The organism is Planococcus sp. A6 (assembly GCF_028823615.1).
In the GTDB taxonomy this organism is placed as follows: domain Bacteria; phylum Bacillota; class Bacilli; order Bacillales_A; family Planococcaceae; genus Planococcus.
Genome location: NZ_JAPEHT010000004.1, coordinates 17,809 through 36,102, shown reverse-complemented (window position 1 = coordinate 36,102; position 18,294 = coordinate 17,809). Strand labels below are relative to the sequence as shown.

At 38.7% G+C, this 18,294-nt stretch carries 30 protein-coding genes; 4 read left to right on the top strand and 26 right to left on the bottom strand.

Features of this window, described 5'->3' with window-relative positions:
- Window positions 1-43: 43 nt before the first annotated feature.
- From ON064_RS01375 to ON064_RS01365, 3 genes are all read right to left on the bottom strand, one after another.
- Window positions 44-637, bottom strand: a complete 594-nt coding sequence (locus ON064_RS01375) for a YcxB family protein (protein ID WP_274623305.1) — start codon at window positions 635-637, stop codon at window positions 44-46.
- Between the two features lie 132 nt (window positions 638-769).
- Window positions 770-1,522, bottom strand: coding sequence for a helix-turn-helix domain-containing protein (locus ON064_RS01370; RefSeq protein ID WP_274623304.1), 753 nt, complete (start codon window positions 1,520-1,522; stop codon window positions 770-772).
- Window positions 1,512-2,060: a sigma-70 family RNA polymerase sigma factor gene (locus ON064_RS01365; RefSeq protein WP_274623303.1), complete on the bottom strand. Its 549-nt coding sequence runs from the start codon at window positions 2,058-2,060 to the stop codon at window positions 1,512-1,514. The genes ON064_RS01370 and ON064_RS01365 overlap by 11 nt, the downstream gene beginning before the upstream one ends.
- Window positions 2,061-2,271: 211 nt before the next feature.
- Between ON064_RS01365 and ON064_RS01360 the strand changes: the two genes are divergently transcribed.
- Together ON064_RS01360 and ON064_RS01355 are read left to right on the top strand one after the other, a co-directional pair.
- On the top strand, window positions 2,272-2,676 hold the full coding sequence (locus ON064_RS01360; RefSeq protein WP_274623302.1) for a hypothetical protein: 405 nt from the start codon (window positions 2,272-2,274) through the stop codon (window positions 2,674-2,676).
- Window positions 2,677-2,940: 264 nt separating this feature from the next.
- Entirely contained in the window at window positions 2,941-3,513 is a 573-nt protein-coding gene (locus tag ON064_RS01355) for a hypothetical protein (RefSeq protein ID WP_274623301.1), read from the top strand.
- Between the two features lie 291 nt (window positions 3,514-3,804).
- Here the strand turns inward: ON064_RS01355 and ON064_RS01350 are convergent, their stop codons facing one another.
- The 9 genes from ON064_RS01350 to ON064_RS01310 all read right to left on the bottom strand — a co-directional run bounded on the left by ON064_RS01350 (window position 3,805) and on the right by ON064_RS01310 (window position 8,869).
- Window positions 3,805-4,224 (bottom strand): hypothetical protein, encoded by a 420-nt coding sequence (locus ON064_RS01350; RefSeq protein ID WP_274623300.1) that lies wholly within the window; start codon window positions 4,222-4,224, stop codon window positions 3,805-3,807.
- 51 nt (window positions 4,225-4,275) lie between these two features.
- Window positions 4,276-4,719: a hypothetical protein gene (locus ON064_RS01345; protein ID WP_274623299.1), complete on the bottom strand. Its 444-nt coding sequence runs from the start codon at window positions 4,717-4,719 to the stop codon at window positions 4,276-4,278.
- A gap of 80 nt (window positions 4,720-4,799) precedes the next feature.
- Window positions 4,800-5,330, bottom strand: a complete 531-nt coding sequence (locus ON064_RS01340; protein ID WP_274623298.1) for an SMI1/KNR4 family protein — start codon at window positions 5,328-5,330, stop codon at window positions 4,800-4,802.
- Window positions 5,327-5,806 (bottom strand): hypothetical protein, encoded by a 480-nt coding sequence (locus ON064_RS01335; protein WP_274623297.1) that lies wholly within the window; start codon window positions 5,804-5,806, stop codon window positions 5,327-5,329. Before ON064_RS01335 ends, ON064_RS01340 begins: the two co-directional genes overlap by 4 nt.
- A gap of 225 nt (window positions 5,807-6,031) precedes the next feature.
- Window positions 6,032-6,532: a zinc metalloprotease gene (locus ON064_RS01330; RefSeq protein WP_274623296.1), complete on the bottom strand. Its 501-nt coding sequence runs from the start codon at window positions 6,530-6,532 to the stop codon at window positions 6,032-6,034.
- A 33-nt stretch (window positions 6,533-6,565) separates the two neighbouring features.
- Window positions 6,566-6,928, bottom strand: coding sequence for a hypothetical protein (locus ON064_RS01325; RefSeq protein ID WP_274623295.1), 363 nt, complete (start codon window positions 6,926-6,928; stop codon window positions 6,566-6,568).
- Window positions 6,929-7,181: 253 nt separating this feature from the next.
- Window positions 7,182-7,727, bottom strand: coding sequence for an NUDIX hydrolase (locus ON064_RS01320; protein ID WP_274623294.1), 546 nt, complete (start codon window positions 7,725-7,727; stop codon window positions 7,182-7,184).
- A gap of 124 nt (window positions 7,728-7,851) precedes the next feature.
- Entirely contained in the window at window positions 7,852-8,223 is a 372-nt protein-coding gene (locus ON064_RS01315; protein ID WP_274623293.1) for a putative periplasmic lipoprotein, read from the bottom strand.
- Between the two features lie 235 nt (window positions 8,224-8,458).
- Window positions 8,459-8,869, bottom strand: coding sequence for a hypothetical protein (locus ON064_RS01310; protein ID WP_274623292.1), 411 nt, complete (start codon window positions 8,867-8,869; stop codon window positions 8,459-8,461).
- 97 nt (window positions 8,870-8,966) lie between these two features.
- Between ON064_RS01310 and ON064_RS01305 the strand changes: the two genes are divergently transcribed.
- Window positions 8,967-9,389: a hypothetical protein gene (locus tag ON064_RS01305; protein ID WP_274623291.1), complete on the top strand. Its 423-nt coding sequence runs from the start codon at window positions 8,967-8,969 to the stop codon at window positions 9,387-9,389.
- 77 nt (window positions 9,390-9,466) lie between these two features.
- Here the strand turns inward: ON064_RS01305 and ON064_RS01300 are convergent, their stop codons facing one another.
- The 6 genes from ON064_RS01300 to ON064_RS01275 all read right to left on the bottom strand — a co-directional run bounded on the left by ON064_RS01300 (window position 9,467) and on the right by ON064_RS01275 (window position 12,168).
- On the bottom strand, window positions 9,467-9,721 hold the full coding sequence (locus ON064_RS01300; protein WP_274623290.1) for a hypothetical protein: 255 nt from the start codon (window positions 9,719-9,721) through the stop codon (window positions 9,467-9,469).
- A complete protein-coding gene (locus ON064_RS01295; protein WP_274623289.1) occupies window positions 9,721-10,308 on the bottom strand; it encodes a GNAT family N-acetyltransferase in 588 nt (195 codons plus the stop codon). The genes ON064_RS01300 and ON064_RS01295 overlap by 1 nt, the downstream gene beginning before the upstream one ends.
- Complete coding sequence (locus ON064_RS01290) at window positions 10,305-10,715, bottom strand: barstar family protein (RefSeq protein ID WP_274623288.1); 411 nt, start codon at window positions 10,713-10,715, stop codon at window positions 10,305-10,307. Before ON064_RS01290 ends, ON064_RS01295 begins: the two co-directional genes overlap by 4 nt.
- 173 nt (window positions 10,716-10,888) lie before the next feature.
- On the bottom strand, window positions 10,889-11,071 hold the full coding sequence (locus tag ON064_RS01285; RefSeq protein WP_274623287.1) for a hypothetical protein: 183 nt from the start codon (window positions 11,069-11,071) through the stop codon (window positions 10,889-10,891).
- Window positions 11,072-11,119: 48 nt separating this feature from the next.
- Entirely contained in the window at window positions 11,120-11,560 is a 441-nt protein-coding gene (locus tag ON064_RS01280) for a GNAT family N-acetyltransferase (protein ID WP_274623286.1), read from the bottom strand.
- Window positions 11,561-11,604: 44 nt separating this feature from the next.
- Window positions 11,605-12,168, bottom strand: coding sequence for a TetR/AcrR family transcriptional regulator (locus tag ON064_RS01275; protein ID WP_274623285.1), 564 nt, complete (start codon window positions 12,166-12,168; stop codon window positions 11,605-11,607).
- A gap of 141 nt (window positions 12,169-12,309) precedes the next feature.
- On the opposite strand from ON064_RS01275, the gene ON064_RS01270 reads away from it, so the two are divergent.
- Window positions 12,310-13,071: an SDR family oxidoreductase gene (locus ON064_RS01270; RefSeq protein WP_274623284.1), complete on the top strand. Its 762-nt coding sequence runs from the start codon at window positions 12,310-12,312 to the stop codon at window positions 13,069-13,071.
- A 250-nt stretch (window positions 13,072-13,321) separates the two neighbouring features.
- Here ON064_RS01270 and ON064_RS01265 read toward each other — a convergent pair whose 3' ends face one another.
- From ON064_RS01265 to pyrH, 8 genes are all read right to left on the bottom strand, one after another.
- Window positions 13,322-13,681 carry a hypothetical protein gene (locus ON064_RS01265; RefSeq protein ID WP_274623283.1) on the bottom strand — a complete coding sequence of 120 codons (360 nt, stop codon included), beginning with the start codon at window positions 13,679-13,681 and terminating at the stop codon, window positions 13,322-13,324.
- 32 nt (window positions 13,682-13,713) lie between these two features.
- Window positions 13,714-14,139, bottom strand: coding sequence for a hypothetical protein (locus tag ON064_RS01260; RefSeq protein WP_274623282.1), 426 nt, complete (start codon window positions 14,137-14,139; stop codon window positions 13,714-13,716).
- A gap of 102 nt (window positions 14,140-14,241) precedes the next feature.
- A complete protein-coding gene (locus ON064_RS01255; protein WP_274623281.1) occupies window positions 14,242-14,703 on the bottom strand; it encodes a hypothetical protein in 462 nt (153 codons plus the stop codon).
- Between the two features lie 51 nt (window positions 14,704-14,754).
- A complete protein-coding gene (locus ON064_RS01250; protein WP_274623280.1) occupies window positions 14,755-15,297 on the bottom strand; it encodes an isochorismatase family protein in 543 nt (180 codons plus the stop codon).
- A gap of 38 nt (window positions 15,298-15,335) precedes the next feature.
- Entirely contained in the window at window positions 15,336-16,073 is a 738-nt protein-coding gene (locus tag ON064_RS01245; protein WP_274623279.1) for a HEAT repeat domain-containing protein, read from the bottom strand.
- A 132-nt stretch (window positions 16,074-16,205) separates the two neighbouring features.
- Window positions 16,206-16,955 carry a M48 family metalloprotease gene (locus ON064_RS01240; protein WP_274623278.1) on the bottom strand — a complete coding sequence of 250 codons (750 nt, stop codon included), beginning with the start codon at window positions 16,953-16,955 and terminating at the stop codon, window positions 16,206-16,208.
- 90 nt (window positions 16,956-17,045) lie between these two features.
- Window positions 17,046-17,516 (bottom strand): GNAT family N-acetyltransferase, encoded by a 471-nt coding sequence (locus ON064_RS01235; protein ID WP_274623277.1) that lies wholly within the window; start codon window positions 17,514-17,516, stop codon window positions 17,046-17,048.
- A gap of 22 nt (window positions 17,517-17,538) precedes the next feature.
- Window positions 17,539-18,282: a UMP kinase gene (gene pyrH, locus ON064_RS01230; RefSeq protein WP_274623276.1), complete on the bottom strand. Its 744-nt coding sequence runs from the start codon at window positions 18,280-18,282 to the stop codon at window positions 17,539-17,541.
- Between the last annotated feature and the right edge of the window lie 12 nt (window positions 18,283-18,294).

The window sequence follows — 18,294 nt, the reverse complement described above, 5'->3', positions numbered from 1 at the left end:
GTCTCTTTATAAGCTTCTCCCAGATGCTGTTCGGCCCCATCTATTAAACATTAGCTTTTTTCTTCGAGTTTGAGTTAAGTAAATGACCAAGTTGTCGTGTGAGCAAAACTCTCAGTGCTTTACGGCTTTCTTCATTCGAAGAGTCTATTTGCTTTGGAAGAACAACAGCGTCCATATCCGTGTGATAGAGGAAAAATCGTTGCTCGTCTTCTCCTACCTTCTGAAATGCACTCCAGTTCAATTGAGTCTTGCCTTCGAGTTGGCTGTTGTGAATATGCAGCTCGATGCCTTCAGGAGTCAGTTTGGTGATGCACTCCTTCGGCCACCCATTGTTTTTTAATCGCTTAAAAGCTATTTTAAATCGCCAAACCTGTAGTTTAAAGTACAAGTCTCGGACGAATGGCAGCAGAATCAAAACCAAAAGGATTCCCCCTCCTATCGAGACCGGACCAATTAAATCAGGAGAGACATTTCCCGGCAAGATCTTCAGCAACAAGGAGTTAAAAGTGAGATAGGAAAACAACAACAAGACAATAAAAGCTAGTTTGCCTCTATTAATATGGTACTTACTGGTGCGAAAATAATTTTTCTGGAGCGCGAATAAATCGTCGACTGTTAACTGGTAGTTTAAAATCAAGAAATGCACCTCATTATAGTTTTTAAAAGTAAATTTTCGAATTGTCGATCATAGGGATTCAACTATATTTTCACGACATATCTCTACATGATTTATTTCATCTTTTATTTGTCTTTCTTAGCTGACTATCATTTAATAATCTTCTTTAAAAGTAGCGTGAATTTCTCCTAAATGCTCTTCAAATTCATCAGTCTTCTCTTTTATTTTCTCTTCATCGGAAAGAGTGTCAGGACTGCTTGTTAAATCAAAAGCGATTTGCTGTAGCTTATCGAACTCTTCGCTCATTCCCTTGGATTGGATAGCGCCTTCAAAATAATTAATATAAGAAACACTTGAAGAGGCCATCACCTGCTCTGCCGTCTCGCTGTCAGTTCCTTTCCTTACGGTAGAATTTTCGTTAAACCAATTGTTATATAAAGCAGAAACATACTCTGGTAAGCTCTCATATTCACTATATTCAATCTGATAGGCAATACTTTTAGGATTTGCCAGTTCCTCTTTCGAATAAATTTGATCACCATGCTCATTATATTGTTCTTCTAACGAGGATGTTCCAGGTTCTCCTTGTACTTTCTCTGCTTCATCTCTTTCATCAACTGGAAGATTTTCTTGATTGTTTTTAGCAGGGGTCTGTTCAAGCAAAGGTTCAGCTACACTTTCAGGTGTTAATTCTAATTGTTCTCTCAGGAAGTAAGCACCGACAATAACGAAGAGTATAACAAAAGCGACGCTTGCTGCACGAGGGAACCAACTTCCTGTTTTTCGGGGCTGTGGCTGTTCATTGATTTTCGCTAAGATCGCTTGTTTATGTCTTTCAGTGAATTGCTGATTTTTAAAAACGCTTTTGTTCATAGCATCACGATACTCACTTAATCTATCCTTCATATACATCACCTCTTTTGATAGTCTCTCCCAGTAGTTTTCGGCCTCTTCGCAAACGTGTTTTCAAGGTGTTCTGTTTGATGTTTAACAGAGCTTCCATCTCAGGTATCGACAAATTCTCGTAGTAATGAAGATGAATGGTTTCACGATATTTGATTGGAAGAGACAATACGGAATCCGCCAGTTCCTCATCTCCTTCTCTTTGAAGCGATGCCATGTGCGGTGTAGGTTCCTTCGTGTGCATATACTGAAACAACTGATTATTCAGGACAACCCGTTTGGCCCAAGAACTTTTCAGGACATCTTTACAGCGGTTAATGGTGATTCTATAAATCCACGCTTTATAGGAGTTAATTTCTTCATATGTATCGTAGTGCTGGTAACAGGTCAAAAATACATCTTGGACAACTTCCTGTGACCTTCCCCAATCCTTCAAATAACTATAGGCTAGCTTTGTTAGACGATCGCCATATTGATCCATTAGATTTTCTAACCAGGCTTCTTTTTGAATTTTTAAAGGCATATTGTTTTCGTCGGTCAATGTGCTGCCCCCCTTCTATCTTTACATAGTATTTTAATCCAAGGTGAAATGAGCTGTCCCTAAGACGAGTCTCACTGCTCTATGGTTTCAAAATCGGAACTTTGTATCGCGTATCTCTATAATCTTGAAATAGCATTTGTGAAAACAGAGTATTTGGATAAAAAATGGAATATCCTGTGTTACAATAGTGGGTATACGTAGGAGGGGTCTGATGAAGAAGATCATGATTGGTATTCCTATTGCTATTTTCTCTATGTTGGTACTGTTGATCGCTTGGGTTAATCTAGTGCCGGAAGAAAATATTTCTACAGAGAAAGCGACAGTAGAAGCGACTACTGAAGGAAATGCAAAAGAATATATAGCAACTGCTTGGAATCGATGGAATGGCAGCACACTTGATGAAGAGAATATTGAAAAAGAAACTACTTTTATTGCACTCAACTCGATTGACGGTAATGAAATGAAAAATTTAGGAGTGTCCACAGAATTTTCGGAACTTCAAGAAGTAGCTGGCATCATTAGCGGTGATTTTGGAAAACTTACGGATGAAGAAAAACAAATTTACTATAAAGAATTCGAAGATATACTACATGAAATTCACAACTCGATTAATTGAAAGATAGAAGGCCTTGAAATAGAAAACCAACTACTATTTGATTAGAATAAAAATGTTTCTTTGTAATGGAATCTTGCATAAAGGGACACTTTCAAATAAAAAGGGATAGAAGATGCTAATCGAGTCGCATCTTCTATCCCTTTTTGTTTTTGGAGCTTCCGATAACCTCATGATATGTAAACTCCATTTGCTTGCTCTTTAATTATATATATCAGTGTTACTATAGACGATATACCTTTTAAATAAGTTGAGGGAGCGTTTCTAATGAAAAAAAACATCATTTTATCATTTCATCCAGATTATTTTAGACCTATTTTATACGGAATCAAAAAATACGAATACAGGAAATCTTTTTCCAAAGAATCTGTAAGGGCTTATCTTTATTTGACCAAACCTGTCAGCGAATTTATCGGTATTCTAGAATTGGACAAACCTCAAAATCCGATTGATATTAAATCAATGTTTTATGAGAATTCTACGATCAATGAAAGAATGGCTATCTGTATAGAGAATAAGGAACGGGCAATTGTGCCAATAGAAAGCTTTCAATTGTTTAAAAATCCTATTTCTGTTGCTGCCATCAAAAATATGGACATTAACTTTACAGTTCCTAGAGCATTTTCATACATAGATAATCATGAACTACTTAATTTCCTGGAAGGCCAAGAAACGTTTGAAAAGGAATTCGTTCATAGTCACGAATCTATTTTTGAAGATAACATTGGTGTTATGTGCAGCGAGATGGAAAAATCGGAAGAGTTTATTCAAAAGGACAAAGAATTTATGGATTCAGATAAGGCAAATCTGATAAAATCCGGGTATCTTACTCGTCAATAAGTCTCTTATGAAAGTTAGAAGTGCCACCTCCTTATAACCTCTTGTCCTTAAAAGCAATAAATTGAATATAATTATTATATTGAAAGACTTAGGCTATTTCTTAAATCTCAGTACTATAAAACCGTTCGTAAAAGTACACCTTTTCGAACGACTTTGAAAGTGCTGAAAATCATGTAAACCGGCGTTCGCAAACGTATAAAAATAGTTGACGAACGTTCGTATAATCGAAGGCACTTTTACGAACGTTGCAAAGAGATTGTTCATTGTTTATAGCTTCATCCAAACTATCTTTTAAAATCGCCGTCTTCTTCTTGCAACTTGAACATCAGGGCTCGTGATTGACTGAATTTTTGTGAACTTGATCTCCCGAACGTTATCTTCTCCTTGCGTAATTTGTTCTCGCTCTAGTTTTTTAGCGACAGTTATTTCGTCCTCATTGAAAGAACTGAAATTGTAATCCGAAAACAACTCGCCATTTTTTAGTTCGACATTGACTGATTGTCCGCTGTCCAAGGTTTTTAGAATCGAAAACCTTTCAGTCAGTTTTTGTTTTTTTATTTGAATCGATTTTTTATCGAAATAACCTGATGCCCATAATGCAAGAATCATGACAACTGCGAACCACCAGCCAATTTGGCCAAAAATAAAATCGCTGAATAAAATTGTCGAACCTACGAGTGAAATTTTTAAAAACAAATAAAAGTATTCCATCATCCATCGCTCCGTTTCACTGCCTGCAGTTCCTTAGAATACTGTGACTCTCTAGTTGTCCAACATGCAATTGTGTTTTGCTTCCCTTGCTGCCTGCCAAACCTGGAACTCCTTATCCGTCATAAGTGTCATCCGCTCCTCAGATGAGTATCCAGTAAACTTCAGGATCTCGATTTCCACTTCGAAAGTCCATTCACTTATTCCGCAATCGGCTGGATATTCTACCAATCCGATATTTTCTTCTGCATCGATCCGGATAATATCTCCATCTTCAAGAAACACTCTATAACTCAATTCATCTGTAAGGATGCCTCGCACTTTGCCAATCTCCTGATGGATAATCTTCACTATTTTAGCGTACACTTCCTGATCCTCAGCGCTTACTTCACCATTCGCAAATTCTGCAACGTCGTCGGACAGGTAATAATAATCAATATCTCCTGCCACAATAGCTTGATCTAACCCATACCAAAGCGGCCTCCAAGTAATTCCCATTTTCTCTAATCTTCCTTTCTCACCACGAGACTGCCCTATCTAAATCCTAAACATATAGCGAGCATTCGGGAGTCACCGCTTTAATTCGTTTCCAGGAACAATTGCTCCAGGAATTGATCAAAAGACTCGGCGAGCTCAATGATCTCCCAAACTATTTCGGGTGAATCGTAATTCTCAACAATCAATAATACCGATGGATTTTCTTTTTGATTTTTATAATCAAATACAAGCCAATGATGAAAATCAGTCCAAAGCACGATGAGCTTGTCAGAAAGAGCTGTACTACCTCGCTCATCATTTGTAGAGGTAATCAGTTCTTTGGATGATAAAATACCGGTGTCTTCCACTTCAAAATGTATAGGTTCAATACTTGGCAAATGATATACCTCACCTGATCTGCTATTTGCTCTAGATGCGGGAACAGTAAAGTATGGGTAACGAAGTTCTCCCCCATTTCGCTTTTTCATCAAGTTTTTAAAAGAATTAGGAAAACGGATCCCCAAGACTAACTCAGCTTTTTCGATGACTTCATCATTGCATGGATAAAGAGGTCTGGTATTGTTGGTATCGCATTGCCAAAAGTTTCTTCCATTGTAGTAATGTTTCTTCATTTCGGTTCTCCGATCCATACAGCTCTGATGCATTCCTCATTTTCTATCCAGAAACTATATACTCCGTTATCTACTAAGTTTAAAAGTTTGATTCTTTCCTGGCTCGTGTTAGGCAATACATAAGAGATTTCATAAGCATGCTTTATCCATAAAAACGTAAAAGCATACTCAAAGTCTTTTAGAAACTCATCAAGTGCAGAAGAATAGTCTTCGGCAGGAATTCGCAACAATTTAAAAGCCTGGTTTTCTCTAAGCACCTCCGCTTTCTTTAGTTCCTTATAGACCGGTAGTCGAGGTAAACAAACAATTAAGGAATATTTTTGGGCAATCAAAGTATTAATGATATTGGTATATGAAGTTCCTGTCGTTTCAATTAATAATTCAGGAATTACATTTGTTTCATACATAAGGGCAAATTCGTTTTCAAACCGATCTTCTAAGGTCATTATTTCAATTTTTGAATGGATCGTTTGCATAATACCCTCCTGTAACAGCACTAGTTCGATATATTATAAATATACGGATATCGTTTAGAGATAACTAGCAAATTCTTAAGTAAGCTCCACTATAAATTTATTTCTAATCAAAAAAGGAAAAACTCATATTTGAGTTTCCCCCGTTCACACACTACTTATGTATTTTGAACGACCACTCTTACCACTTTAATGATTTGTTCTAAAGATCAGGTAAGCAACAGTTTATTACGTAATAAACTTTCGCTGTTTTCTATTCGCTTTCATCAAGTTCAAAGTCTGTAAGCCATCACTCGGAAGGCCACCTAAAAAGCGGGGATAAGTCCACGGAATCAATGACGTGATAAAGAGAAAAAAGTTTGCGCCTGCGCTATTAATGATGATATTCCCCGCCACTCCGGAAACAAAATGAGAGGCAATGAACAGTGCCACAAAACTAAGCAGTGATGCGATTGGCCCGCCAAGGTAGAAGAAGAGTTTTTGCTTGTATGTAAACGCTGGGTACTCTTTTGGGATCAAATACTCGCAATAGCCATATATGGCGACGGTCAGATAACAGGTAATTCTTCCAAAAGATAGACGTAGTTTGTTTGCTTTACTGCATGAACCCATAAATACTTCAGCTTTGGAATTTTTGCTCACTGTGACCGTTGCTACAGCATGTCCCATTTCATGTATAAATAGCGAACATGAAATAATGAGTAAAACTACAATGACTTCAAGTAACATCAAATTAAATTCCCCATTTCTCTATGTGTGCTTTTACAGCATTTTTTCTCGATCTGGCTCTTTTGAAAAAACATCTTCTCCCACATCAAATCCTTCAGGCCGCCAATGGCTTTCAGGCAATTGGCTTTCCTCAAACAATGTTCGGAGATGGCTGATCGCTTCAGCCCAAGTCGAAAATACTTGGAATTCATAGGGCGGGTCTCCTCCATTATCGTTCCAAACTGCCCATTCGCTGTTGGAGAGCTGTGTAGCATGATAAAACGCATCTCCCTCCATTTGAAAAATGCCAAAAGTGTTTTCTGAAGTAATCTTCCAATTCGTGTAGCCCAATTCATTGGAAAACTGGTCGTATTCCTCGAAAATCCACTTATGCAATACTTTCCACAACCGGTTCACGTCATCACTTCACGACTTTACTAAATACGTAAAGAGCTTATCAGACCCATGTAAGCCGGCCAATTAGACGACATTAAAAAATCCCCCAATTAACCTAACGATTCCCCTTAACGCCATAAATAGGAGTCTGAAGGGTAGAAATAGCAGTTCCGGGATCCAAAATAAGATTACGTCGAAAAAATCAGTCTTATTTGTGTTCTTCTTTTTTTGCTTGTTCATTGGTACGTTCCCCTTTCAAATTTCAGTTGCACCCCTATTTTTTTAGAAACGACTTTGCCATATAGTAAGCGCTGGCTGTAAACAATTGTGTTTCAATAGCTCGATTCATTATCAAATCGCCAAACTCTTCGAAATCGATCAGTTTAACATCGATCTCTTCAGTATCATCTAATTTCTGATCGCTCGTTTTGAATGCACTAGTGATTAGGTATGTAGAAATTTTATTGTTTTGAACAGCCGGATTCACCATATGTTCCCCTAGCAATATCGGATTTTCATTTGAAGTAAATCCAGTCTCCTCATGAACTTCCCTTAGAATTCCTTGCTCACTGGTTTCGTTTTCTTCAAGCTTTCCAGCAGGAATTTCTAAATAAAAACCTCTTGTCCCATGCCTGTATTGCTTTACAAACACGAGTTGATTTCTGTCGGTCAGGACTACGGCATTCACCCAATCCGGATACTCATTTATGTAAAAGTTATCAATGACGATTCCGTTTGGCAGCCTACACTGCTCTTTCCTCAAATTTCCGAACGGATTTTTATATAAATATTCTGTAGAGAGCGTCTCCCATGTTTTCATCTTTGAATCCCTCACTCATTATGGTAGAGATACTATTGATTTATCTGGTCTATTTTTTGCTGCTAATCCACTGCGAGATTTTTTGGATCACCACTTCCGGGTTCTCCCGTTTAGAAAATCAGTTTTATTTCTCTAAGACTACAATTTTTTCTGAAATCAAATTATCTTTGGCTTCTTGATTTTCGAGCTGCCAAACAGCTACTTTATAACCTTTCTCTAACTCTCCATCAAACGTTGTGGCATTTGAAAAGAACGTATGCACATCGTACTCTGTATCGTTCTTATTTGATTTCATAGCTTCTTCTTTTGTAACACCGCTCTTTATAATAATGGCTTGATCTTCTTCTAAAACTTCAATAATATACCCAATTACCACTGGCTCTTCAGTAATAATTTCAGTTGCAGGGAATGGTCCAGTTTCTGAATTTGTATTAGTTGAACATCCTGATAGAACAAATATTGATGCGATAAGCGTTAATAATAAATAGTTTCTCAAAATATCCCTCCTTATTTTAATTCTTATACAAATTATACGCATAACTTTTTAAATAGATTCATTTTATAAAAAACACCTCAAATTGTGTTCCTGAATTCCCAGGATATCTCACAAAATAAGGTGCATATTGTTACACATATTCAATTACATTTTGTATCGCATTTTAAAGTTTTGCGATAGGAAACGGAACCCGTTATTCTCATCATCAGCTTCTTTTACGTCCCCTATATTCCATTTATTCTAGTATGCTTTTTAACTCTTTCGTTTGTTCTTCATTTAAAGCATAGAACTCTTGCTCTTCTTCCACTGCGTTTCCTCTATTGGACAAAACAGCACTGCCATCATCCATATACCATACGTACCGCCAAAGTTCAGAAACATTTTCTTCCGGTTTATCCAAGGTAAAAACAAGATCCGCGACTGGAGCTAACTCCTTTGGCGGTTCTATTTTCTCTTCCATTTCAACAATCTTCCGCAACTCAGATATTGTTTCTGAGTCTGTGAAGCCTGTATTAAACTCCGCTCCCGTCGTGCCTTCATCGTTAAAAGGAGCGCCTACACGAACACGAACTATTTCCTCTTCAGAACATCCTATTGCCATCATCACTGGAAGACATGCAGCAAACAATACTAGAAACTTCCTCATCAAGGTTCACCTCCTAACTATTATTACGATCCTTCACTCCAGATTGTTATAATTGCATTATGTAGGTAGGAGATTCTTAGATACTAGGAGCCATGATATGATAAAAAGTTTTCTCGAACGATTTTTCAGTGCGGTTATTTCTGCCCCGCTTTACGTGATGTTGATGTTGTTGTGGCAGCTTGTCATTGCGAATGAACAGAACCTATTGTCTGAATTCACCTTATTTAAAGCGTTTTGGGTCACTTACGTATTTATTTTCCCGGCATTTTTCGTGCTGGGCATTCCGATGTCGTACTTGGTGGACTTCCTAATGAGCTTGGTACCGTCTCGCAATTGGATTATCGCTTATTGCTGCAAGCTCGCCTTATACGTCTTATTTACAAGCCTTGTATTCTTTGCGATGTTCCAAGTATTCATACTTACTGATGTTGAATCATTAAACATTAGCCTTGTCCCTGCATTAATTGGATTTCACGTTCTATTTATCTTGCGAAGAGAATACCGCTTGAGGCACACGTAAGCTTTGCTATACGTAAGCTTTGCTGAAAGAGACTGCTAATAAAGCAGTCTTTTCTTATGGACGGCAACCTTGTCAGTTCAAGGAGTACTCCAAAACAATGTGGAGAGAAATGGAATAATGACGGCTACAACAAGAACCAAAGAATTTCCAATTAAGCCCACTACTCTGAGCGATTTGTTCTTGGCAAAGAGTGCTGCCACGATTCCGATAAGCGGTAGAGCAATAGCTACAATCATTGCCGTATTAGAGAATACGTCTTCATTAAAGAACCAAACTGTATAAACAGCCAAAGAAATCAAAAACGCTGCAACCGAGATTGTTCCTAAGTTCATTATTGTCTACCTCCTCTGGTCAAAGAATCGAATTCACTTTTTAAAATAGAAAAGATTTTGGTGTCTCGAAATTCTCCTTTGATGCGTTCATTTTTTCTCAAAACGCCTTCGAAAGACATGCCGGCTTTTAGCATGACTTTTTCAGACCCGATATTGTCTAAATCGCAGCCGCCTTCGATCCGGTTCAACTGAAGCACGCCAAAACCGTAACTCAGGATTTCTCTTAACGCTTCTGTAGCGATTCCAGCTCCCCAAAATTTGCGATTTAACACGTAACCTATTTCTGCTTTTTGATGTTCATTTGACCACCCGACCAGCGAACAGGTTCCGATGACTTTCTCGCTTTGTTTGTAGACAATCGCCCATACACCGCTTTGGCCATCTTTATATCCGTCCACAGTCGGCTGCAGGAAGTTGGATAAGGTTTCTCCTTTGGAATCGTTCTTCTCCCAGGTCATACGATGCGCCACTTCGGGGTCGGAAGAGAATTCGAAAACATCATCTAGGTCGTGTTCTGTTACTTTTCTTAGTAGAAGACGCTCGGTTTCGAATGTCGGTATGTCTTTTAAGTGGTTTTCAATTTTCATGGTGAACTCCCTCTGGTTTTAAATAAACTTTTTATTATAGTTAGTTCGCTAATTCCTGAATATTTTAATCTGTTCGCGCTAGATTGCAAAGAGTTCTCGCAATGGAAAATAACATCGAACTGCGTAGGTGGATCGTATTGTGCGCCGTAACATCTTCCAATATTCCATTCTTGTATTGTATCTTTCAAAATCAGGGTAAACTGCTGGAAAGCCATTGGCTCATCTTTCAAAAATTTGTTGAAGTGGTTAATTATTAAAAGGTATCTTTCTGCACCTATCCATTCCAAATCATTTAAACATTCATCCAGAGCATCTAAATTAAAACTAAAGTAACTTGGAAAGTTGAATTTTTCGGCAAACTCATTTAGCATTTCATCGTGACTCTGACAACTTTCACCATCTATCATGATGACTACCACCGCCGAGGTTTGGCTCATAAACTTTGAGATCTGCTGCTGTAGGGTTTTCCGGTTGCACTCTATCATACAAAAATTAGAATCAGTTGAACTTAATTCGAAATTAGGCCAGAACATTCGCTCAGAGCATCTCCTTCGTCCTTTTTATCCAGCAGTCCAAGGATTCACGCTTCATCCTTTTCTTTATCTTTAAGCCTTTTATTTTCTTCTTCCAATCGTTGAATTCTATTTTCCATTTCAGACTCGCGATTTCCCTTGGATTTCTGCATGCGGTCTATTCCATATAAGGCCAACACAATCCAAATAACCGAAAGCACAACCCAAATAAGCGGTGGATCAAATGACATTGAAATCCTCCTTTTTAGCTTTAATGGCTAGACAATGCACCATTGACATTATTTGAGATTCAAGCTCATGCTGACAGTCCTTGTTGTAAATCCCATATTCTCGTATATATGCACAGCAGGATTTTCAGCTTTTGCGCTTAACCGGACTTCTGTATATCCGTCCTCTTGAAAATGGTCGATGGCCGCATTCATCAAACGTTTTGAATATCCTTTGCCACGATATTGTTGTCGGAGATACAGTTCGTAGATAAACCCAATCGGCTTTTCAGTAAACTGATCTTTTGTGGTGCCTGCCAGAACCCAACCAAGGATTTCATCTTTCTCTTCTGCGATAAAATAAAAACCGCCTTTATCCAATAAAGGTTGAACCAAGCTTTCAACTTTTTCACTTGAAGGCATCAGTTCACCTAAAGTTCCATCGTAAATAGCTTGCGGTGATAAGGATACGATGGCGTTCAAGTCGCTGTGATCCGCTTTTCGAATGTTCATTTTGGATGCTCCCTCCTTAGGGGGACTATACTTGATACACGATTTTATTTTCGAAAATGGAAATTCAGTATTTCCACAAACAAATTATTCATTTCTGTAGCGGTTTTTTGAAAATCCTCCCGATGCCACTCGATGATCATACCCAAAATGGCATTTGCTTGGTAGGCGCTGAACATATTCTTATTTTCCGCATGGTGTTTTTCATCAATGTCCTGATTTAACAATTGATTTACTTGATCAAATAATAAATAATAGTACGCCATTGGCACGTATTTTGAGAAAATGATGCGGTAAAACTTTTTGTATTTCTCAACATGATGGAAAATCCGGATGGTGGAAGGATCCAGCTCATTGGACAGTAATATCTGTACATGCTTATAAGGTTCCATATAGGAGTCCGTCAAATCTTTCATGATTTCCTTGAAATATTCTTCAAATAAATCTTCGACTTTTCCATAATGCATATAAAAAGTTCCCCGGTTGATCTTCGCTTCCCGGCAAATGGCTGTGACACTGATCATATGCAGCGGCTTGTCTTTTAACATGCTGAGCAAGGCCTCTTGCAACGCCCCTTTAGTTTTGACGATACGCAAATCAATTTCCTTCACGTTTTTTCACCTCTTATCGGACATAATGTTCTTTTCTGTTGATTACTGAACAGTTCTCTGTTATTTGTCCATTGCAAACGATTACTTTGACAACATATAATTTTATTATACACATGTTCAATAAAATTGGAGGCGACAAAAATGAAATTAGAAGGAAAAGTAGCGATCGTAACAGGAGCAGCCGGAGGAATGGGTCAAGCCATCGCAGAATTGTACGCAGCTGAAGGAGCCAAAGTCATTGTGGCGGACTTGAACATCGAAGGCGCAGAAGCTGTGGCACAGGGAATCGTGGCAAACGGCGGCACAGCTAAGGCGTTGCAAGTTAACGTCGCAAAACAACAGGACATCGACACCATGATCGATACTGCGGTGAACGAATATGGCACCTTGGATATCCTCGTCAACAATGCCGGCATCATGGATAGTTTTGAACCGATCGGCGACATCACAGATGAAAAGTGGGACCTGATTTTCGATATCAACACAAAAGCAGTCATGCGCGCCACCCGCAAAGCAATCCCGATTTTTCTTGAACAAGGCAAAGGCGTGATTATCAACACCGCATCGACTGGCGGATTAAACGGCGCACACGCTGGAGCGGCTTATGGCGCGTCCAAACATGCCGTCGTTGGGCTTACGAAAAACACCGGTTATATGTATGCCAAAGAAGGAATCCGCTGCAACGCAATTGCACCAGGAGGCGTTGCCACAAATATTGCTTCTTCCATAACTGACTTCAATCAATTCGGTGCAAGCCGTACTCAGCCGGTTCAAGCCATTATGCCTCGCATCGGCCAACCAGATGAAATCGCGCAAGTTGCTTTGTTCTTGGCATCGGATGATTCGAGCTTTGTTAATGGCACTGTCATTACAGCAGATGCTGGATGGACAGCAGCATTTTAATCAACTGATCCAAGATTGGCTCGCTCAAAAAAAAATTTCTTCTGATCAAGGTTATTGATTCAATTAAATGGCTGGCATACTTCCGGTTTTTCCCGGAGTGTATGCCAGCCATTTTTAATCTCTTTTAGAATGTGTAAGTGCGGATTCCATGTAGCAGACGCGCTTAATGACTCACGATCTTTTCTTCGCGCGCAATCTACCACTTTAAACAGGCTATCTCCAGCATCCTTTAACTTCATCTGAATGAACTTTATTGAATTTCAATTGACTTACAGTTGATATGGCAGTCCATCATCGGAATAATCATTTTGCATTTATAAAGCAATACACCATTAATTTCGATATCCTGGATTGAAATATCGTGAAAAAAGAATGCTGAATCATTTGGGGATTGTGGAATATTCCCTTCCATGCCTTCCAACCAGGTATTGAAGCTTGCTAAAAAACAATCATTAAATATAACAGTTTGTACTTCTTCATTCAGACCCATCGCTTTAAACTTCATTGTGACTACATGCTGTTTATTGTCATATATTAAGTCTACTAATTGCGTATCGATATAATCGGTTTCCATGAGTTTCATTTCCATTTCTTTTCCGCTTAATCTCATTTTGATACCTCCAGTTCGTTTCCGGCATCACTTCAATGAAGTTGCAGAAAAAGCACCACATACGCATCTTCAGTTTTTAATACAAGTTGCCCGTGTTGCTCTAGACATTTTCCTATGAATTCTTCTTCGTCCAAGACTCTTTGCTTATCGATTACTACATTATGTGGCAAGAACAGCATGTAATTCCCTGCAATTCTTTCCCACAAACACGAGATTTTAGATACATCTTTCTTGCTCGCGATCTTTGTATAAAGGCGACCACCGTTGTTTAGCCAAATGACAGTGAATTCTTTGTTTCCATAAAGCTGCTCGATTTGTTCGAGTAGCTCGAACAATCGCGACTTCTCGGGATAACCATTAGGAAATTCAGCGATTGTTTCTATATGAGCACAAGACCGCTCAGTGTGTTCTAATCCAATAATGTCTAAGAAACTTTCCCATGAAGGAGTTATAATCAATCCACTCCCTTCTTTTTGAATTCCGATTTACCATTTTAAATAACCGTCTTTACATTTTCAAATCTATATCGATTACAAATATAGAGTCTTTGAATTTAGAAATTAATACTTAACAAACGTAGTAATAGCATTAGGGCCCATATAGTTTCGGTGGCTCAATTCCTCTATCCATTTCTTTGGATTGAACTGAAAGAATCCAAATCGATCTCGATACGTATAACTCCCAACATTCACTTCAATATATTCTGGATCTTCCTCAAAGTTTTTTCTGTAAATTGATAGAGTATGCTGATTTGGGACTCTATAGACCTCTATTACATCACCGGTCTCCATATACTTTTCAAGGTAGGTTAAAAATAGGCGATTCCCCACACCCTCTGCTACATAAATATAGGGCAAAGAGAAAAGACATTGAACTTCCTGAAGCCAGGCCTCATCTGCTTTACTCACGGATAACCATATATAATCTTCTTCATTTTCAAATTCAGTATGCTGATTGTATTCTTCTATTTCTAGGGGAATGAAAAATTTTCTTGAGGATGCTAGGAATGTAATTTCCGACATTACACCACTCCCTGGTTAAGACAAATTAGTTACTAGCAAAATGAGTCTATCTTAATTTAAATTATTCACTTTATACTTCTCCACGTACTCTTCATTGTTCAATACTTCAATAGCGTTCGATGAATACAATACAGAGCCGACGAAGTCGTTAATGTCCAGGCCTCTCATTTCGTAAGTCTCATCACTATTCACCGTAGCAGTGGCATCTTCCAAAAATGTGACCTTATAGCCTCTATCAAAAGCGGCGATAGCCGTAAACATGCAGCAATATTCCGTATTGAACCCCGAGATAAATATGTGACTGACACCAAAATCTTCTAATTTTGATGACAAATTGGTGTTAAAAAAAGAACTTGGTGTTTGTTTTTCGATGATGTGTTTTGCGTACTTCTGTAAAGAAACATGTAGGTCGGAGCCTTTGGAATTTCTAAAAAGAGGGCTTTGTTCTTCCTCGTCCAAATGCTTCATAAAAATAACTGGATCACCATTGATTTGAAACTCTTTGATAGTTCTTTCGATCAGTGACAATTCTTTTTGGAAATCTCCTTTTTCTACTAAACCAGTTTGTACATCAATAACTAAAAGAGCCTTCATTTCTTCCCCGCCTTATACTGGGTATTTTTCGTTATCTCTTAATCTTCATTGGAACACAGCTCTTCGATTACACTTTTCAAAGCGGAACGAGCAGCTAATGTAGTTTCTTTTGTTAACGCTGTGTTCAACGATTTTTTAATTTGTTTCTCATTTTCTTCGTCAAATAAATCTCCTAGGCTGTTAGCAACAGCAATCCTGACTTGGTAGCAAGGGTCTTCAAGAAGATTTAATAAAGACTTCAATTGAAATCTCGCTCCCAATAGATAAAGTCCAAAGTAGAACCCGACTTTCGCCGCACTACTGACTTCTTTTTGAAGAAATTCTTGTAATATAGGGATTAAAGACGAATCTCCCAGTTTACCTAATCCTTCTGCTGCTTCTCTTCGTACAATATCATCCGTATCAGATAGAGCCTCTATTAAATGCTTTTTTGCTTTGGTGTCTCGCATCTCACTCAATACTTCAATTGCTGAGATCCTTACCAGTTCACTATTATCATTCAATCTCGCAACCGCAGCATCAAAAACTTTGTCTCCTGTGTATCCCCATAATGCTTCGAGAGCAGCATAACGAACTTCTTCACTCGGACGTACTGTAAGTGAAATTAGGAGAAACTCAATCGTTTCACTTACTGGCAATCTTCCTAAGGCGTCGATTGCAATATAGATTACGTGTGGATTTTCATCCTCTAAAAAGGAGGAAATGTTGTTTATTGCTTCCAGGTCACCCTGGTCGAGATATCCTTGAATGATCATTATTTTTTGATCAAAGTTCATTACGGAGTATCCCCCTTTTTCAACAATCAACTTCGAAACTGAAAGTTACTAAATATTTTTCTTATCTCATTTAAATACAAACTAACCCTACATGAGTTACTCTCGACATTTCGAATTCCATTCCACTTAAATCTATAAAGATACCTGATCCAATTTAAAATGCTCCATCAGTGTAATCCGGCGCCCTTCGCTGTCCCACTCATGGTATTTTTCAAAAACGGTTTCTATGTTGTGATCATAGCGTTCTTCTACCAGGTATTTAACAGCAAGAAAGCTTCGCCAGTAATCAAACATAATACTGGATAAGCTTGCCTGGTAGGAATTGCTTCCAAAAGCGCTTAGAGAACGGCCTCCATATTCAGACGTGAATGTGTTGACCAGTTCGGTTTCGATTGCTGCAATTTCCTCAAACTCACTATCAGTTAGAAAGAATTTTCTTGGAAGATACTCACACACGCCTTCTTCGAACCAGGTATTGTCTTCCCGTGCATCTTCAAATTCATCTAAGAACAAATCTGAGTGGTGCGTTAATTCATGTCCCAATATTGTCAGCAGATGTTTCTCGGATAGCCGCTCATAGAATGCTCGGATAGCAGGAAGATTTCTTCCATCCAATTGTTGTATAAATAATTTTCTCCAAGCGTTCATATCGGGTGTAATGTAGATAGTGTCTTTATTCGTAAAAGCAGGAATCGGAAGATCCGAGAAAATAGTGGTAGCCGCATCAAAAGACGTCCACACTATTCCTTTTGGCTTTTCTATCAATTTATACTTGTCTTCCAAGAATTGCTCGTAGTTCTGCAGTTTCTTAGTAAAGTCTTGAATAATCGTTTGAAACTTATCGCAGTCACTCGTTTCTTCAAAAGCATAAATATGTTTCATCCAAGCAGCCCTTTCTTTTTGTACTGGTCTGTAATTCCCTAATGAAACTAGCAGATTTATAATTCATCTACCTAAACATTATTAGCTGTCTTAAACCAAGCGCTTAAAAAAGTGGATTCGGTCCCCTTCAGCCAAGTAGAATTCGTATTGTTGCTTCTTATAAAATTCAATCGCACTCGTCCAGCTTTTATTTGTTTCCAGAACCACTTTTTCGTAGCCCTGTTGCTGTCCCCATGATTCTAAGTGTTGGAGCATTGTTTTGGCTATACCGCCCCTTCTGTATTCCTTAAGGACAGACATGCGTTCAATTCTGCCGACACCAGGGGCTTCATAAGAAACTGCTCCAGTAGAAATTACTGCATTATTAAAGACACAAACAAAAAACATCGTCTTCTCCCGGCTGTAACTGCTCAATATATCTTTTAAATCAGGGTTGTAGGAAGGATCGATAAATCCGAATCGCTCCTCTAAGCCTTTTAAAACGACTGTCCTCGCTTCGTTTTCGAAAGGCCCCGTAATTTGATGTATCTTCATTTTTTTACATATTTCCGCTACATCCACTTATGTTCACATCCTACGATTTTTAGCTTTTCACATAAAACTCTGAAGCTTGTTGTGAAACCAAAGTTCCAGTCTGTTTGCCTTCGACGATTCTCTTCATTTCACCTTTTTTATCGAAGTTGAATATGTTGACGGAGATATTGAAGTCTTTTGCCAGAAGAAGAGCAGACTGGTCCATGACTTTGATGTTTTCCTTTAAGATATCGTCGAAATGTAATGTCCGATACATTTTCGCTTCACTGTGCTGATTCGGATCCTGATCGAATACACCGTTGACGCCTTGCTTGGCGACGAAAATGGCATCGCAGTTCGTTTCGATTGCCCGCTGGACGCTTGGGTAGTCAGTCGTCACGAACGGCTGACCGTTGCCTCCGCCGAAGATGACAATGGAGCCTTTTTCCAAATGCCTTTTGGCTCTCAGCTGGATATACGGTTCAGCTACAGACGGTACCGGTATCGAAGTCATCACCCTGACGTCTTTAGCGGTTTTGCTTTTTAAAACGCCTCTCAACATCAAGCTGTTCATGATGGTGCCAAGTGTTCCGATGTTATCCGCTTCCACACGGTCAATATTCCAGTGCTCCGCCAAGTTGCCACGGAAGATATTACCACCGCCAATTACAAGTGCCACTTCGATATCCATATCGGTAATGGAAAGAATTTCATCAGCGATATGGTCCAGCTTTTGAGGGTCAAAGTTATCTCCACTTTCGCTTGCCAATGCCCCACCACTAAGTTTGATCAATACTCTTTTAATTGTTTTCATCTAGACACTCCT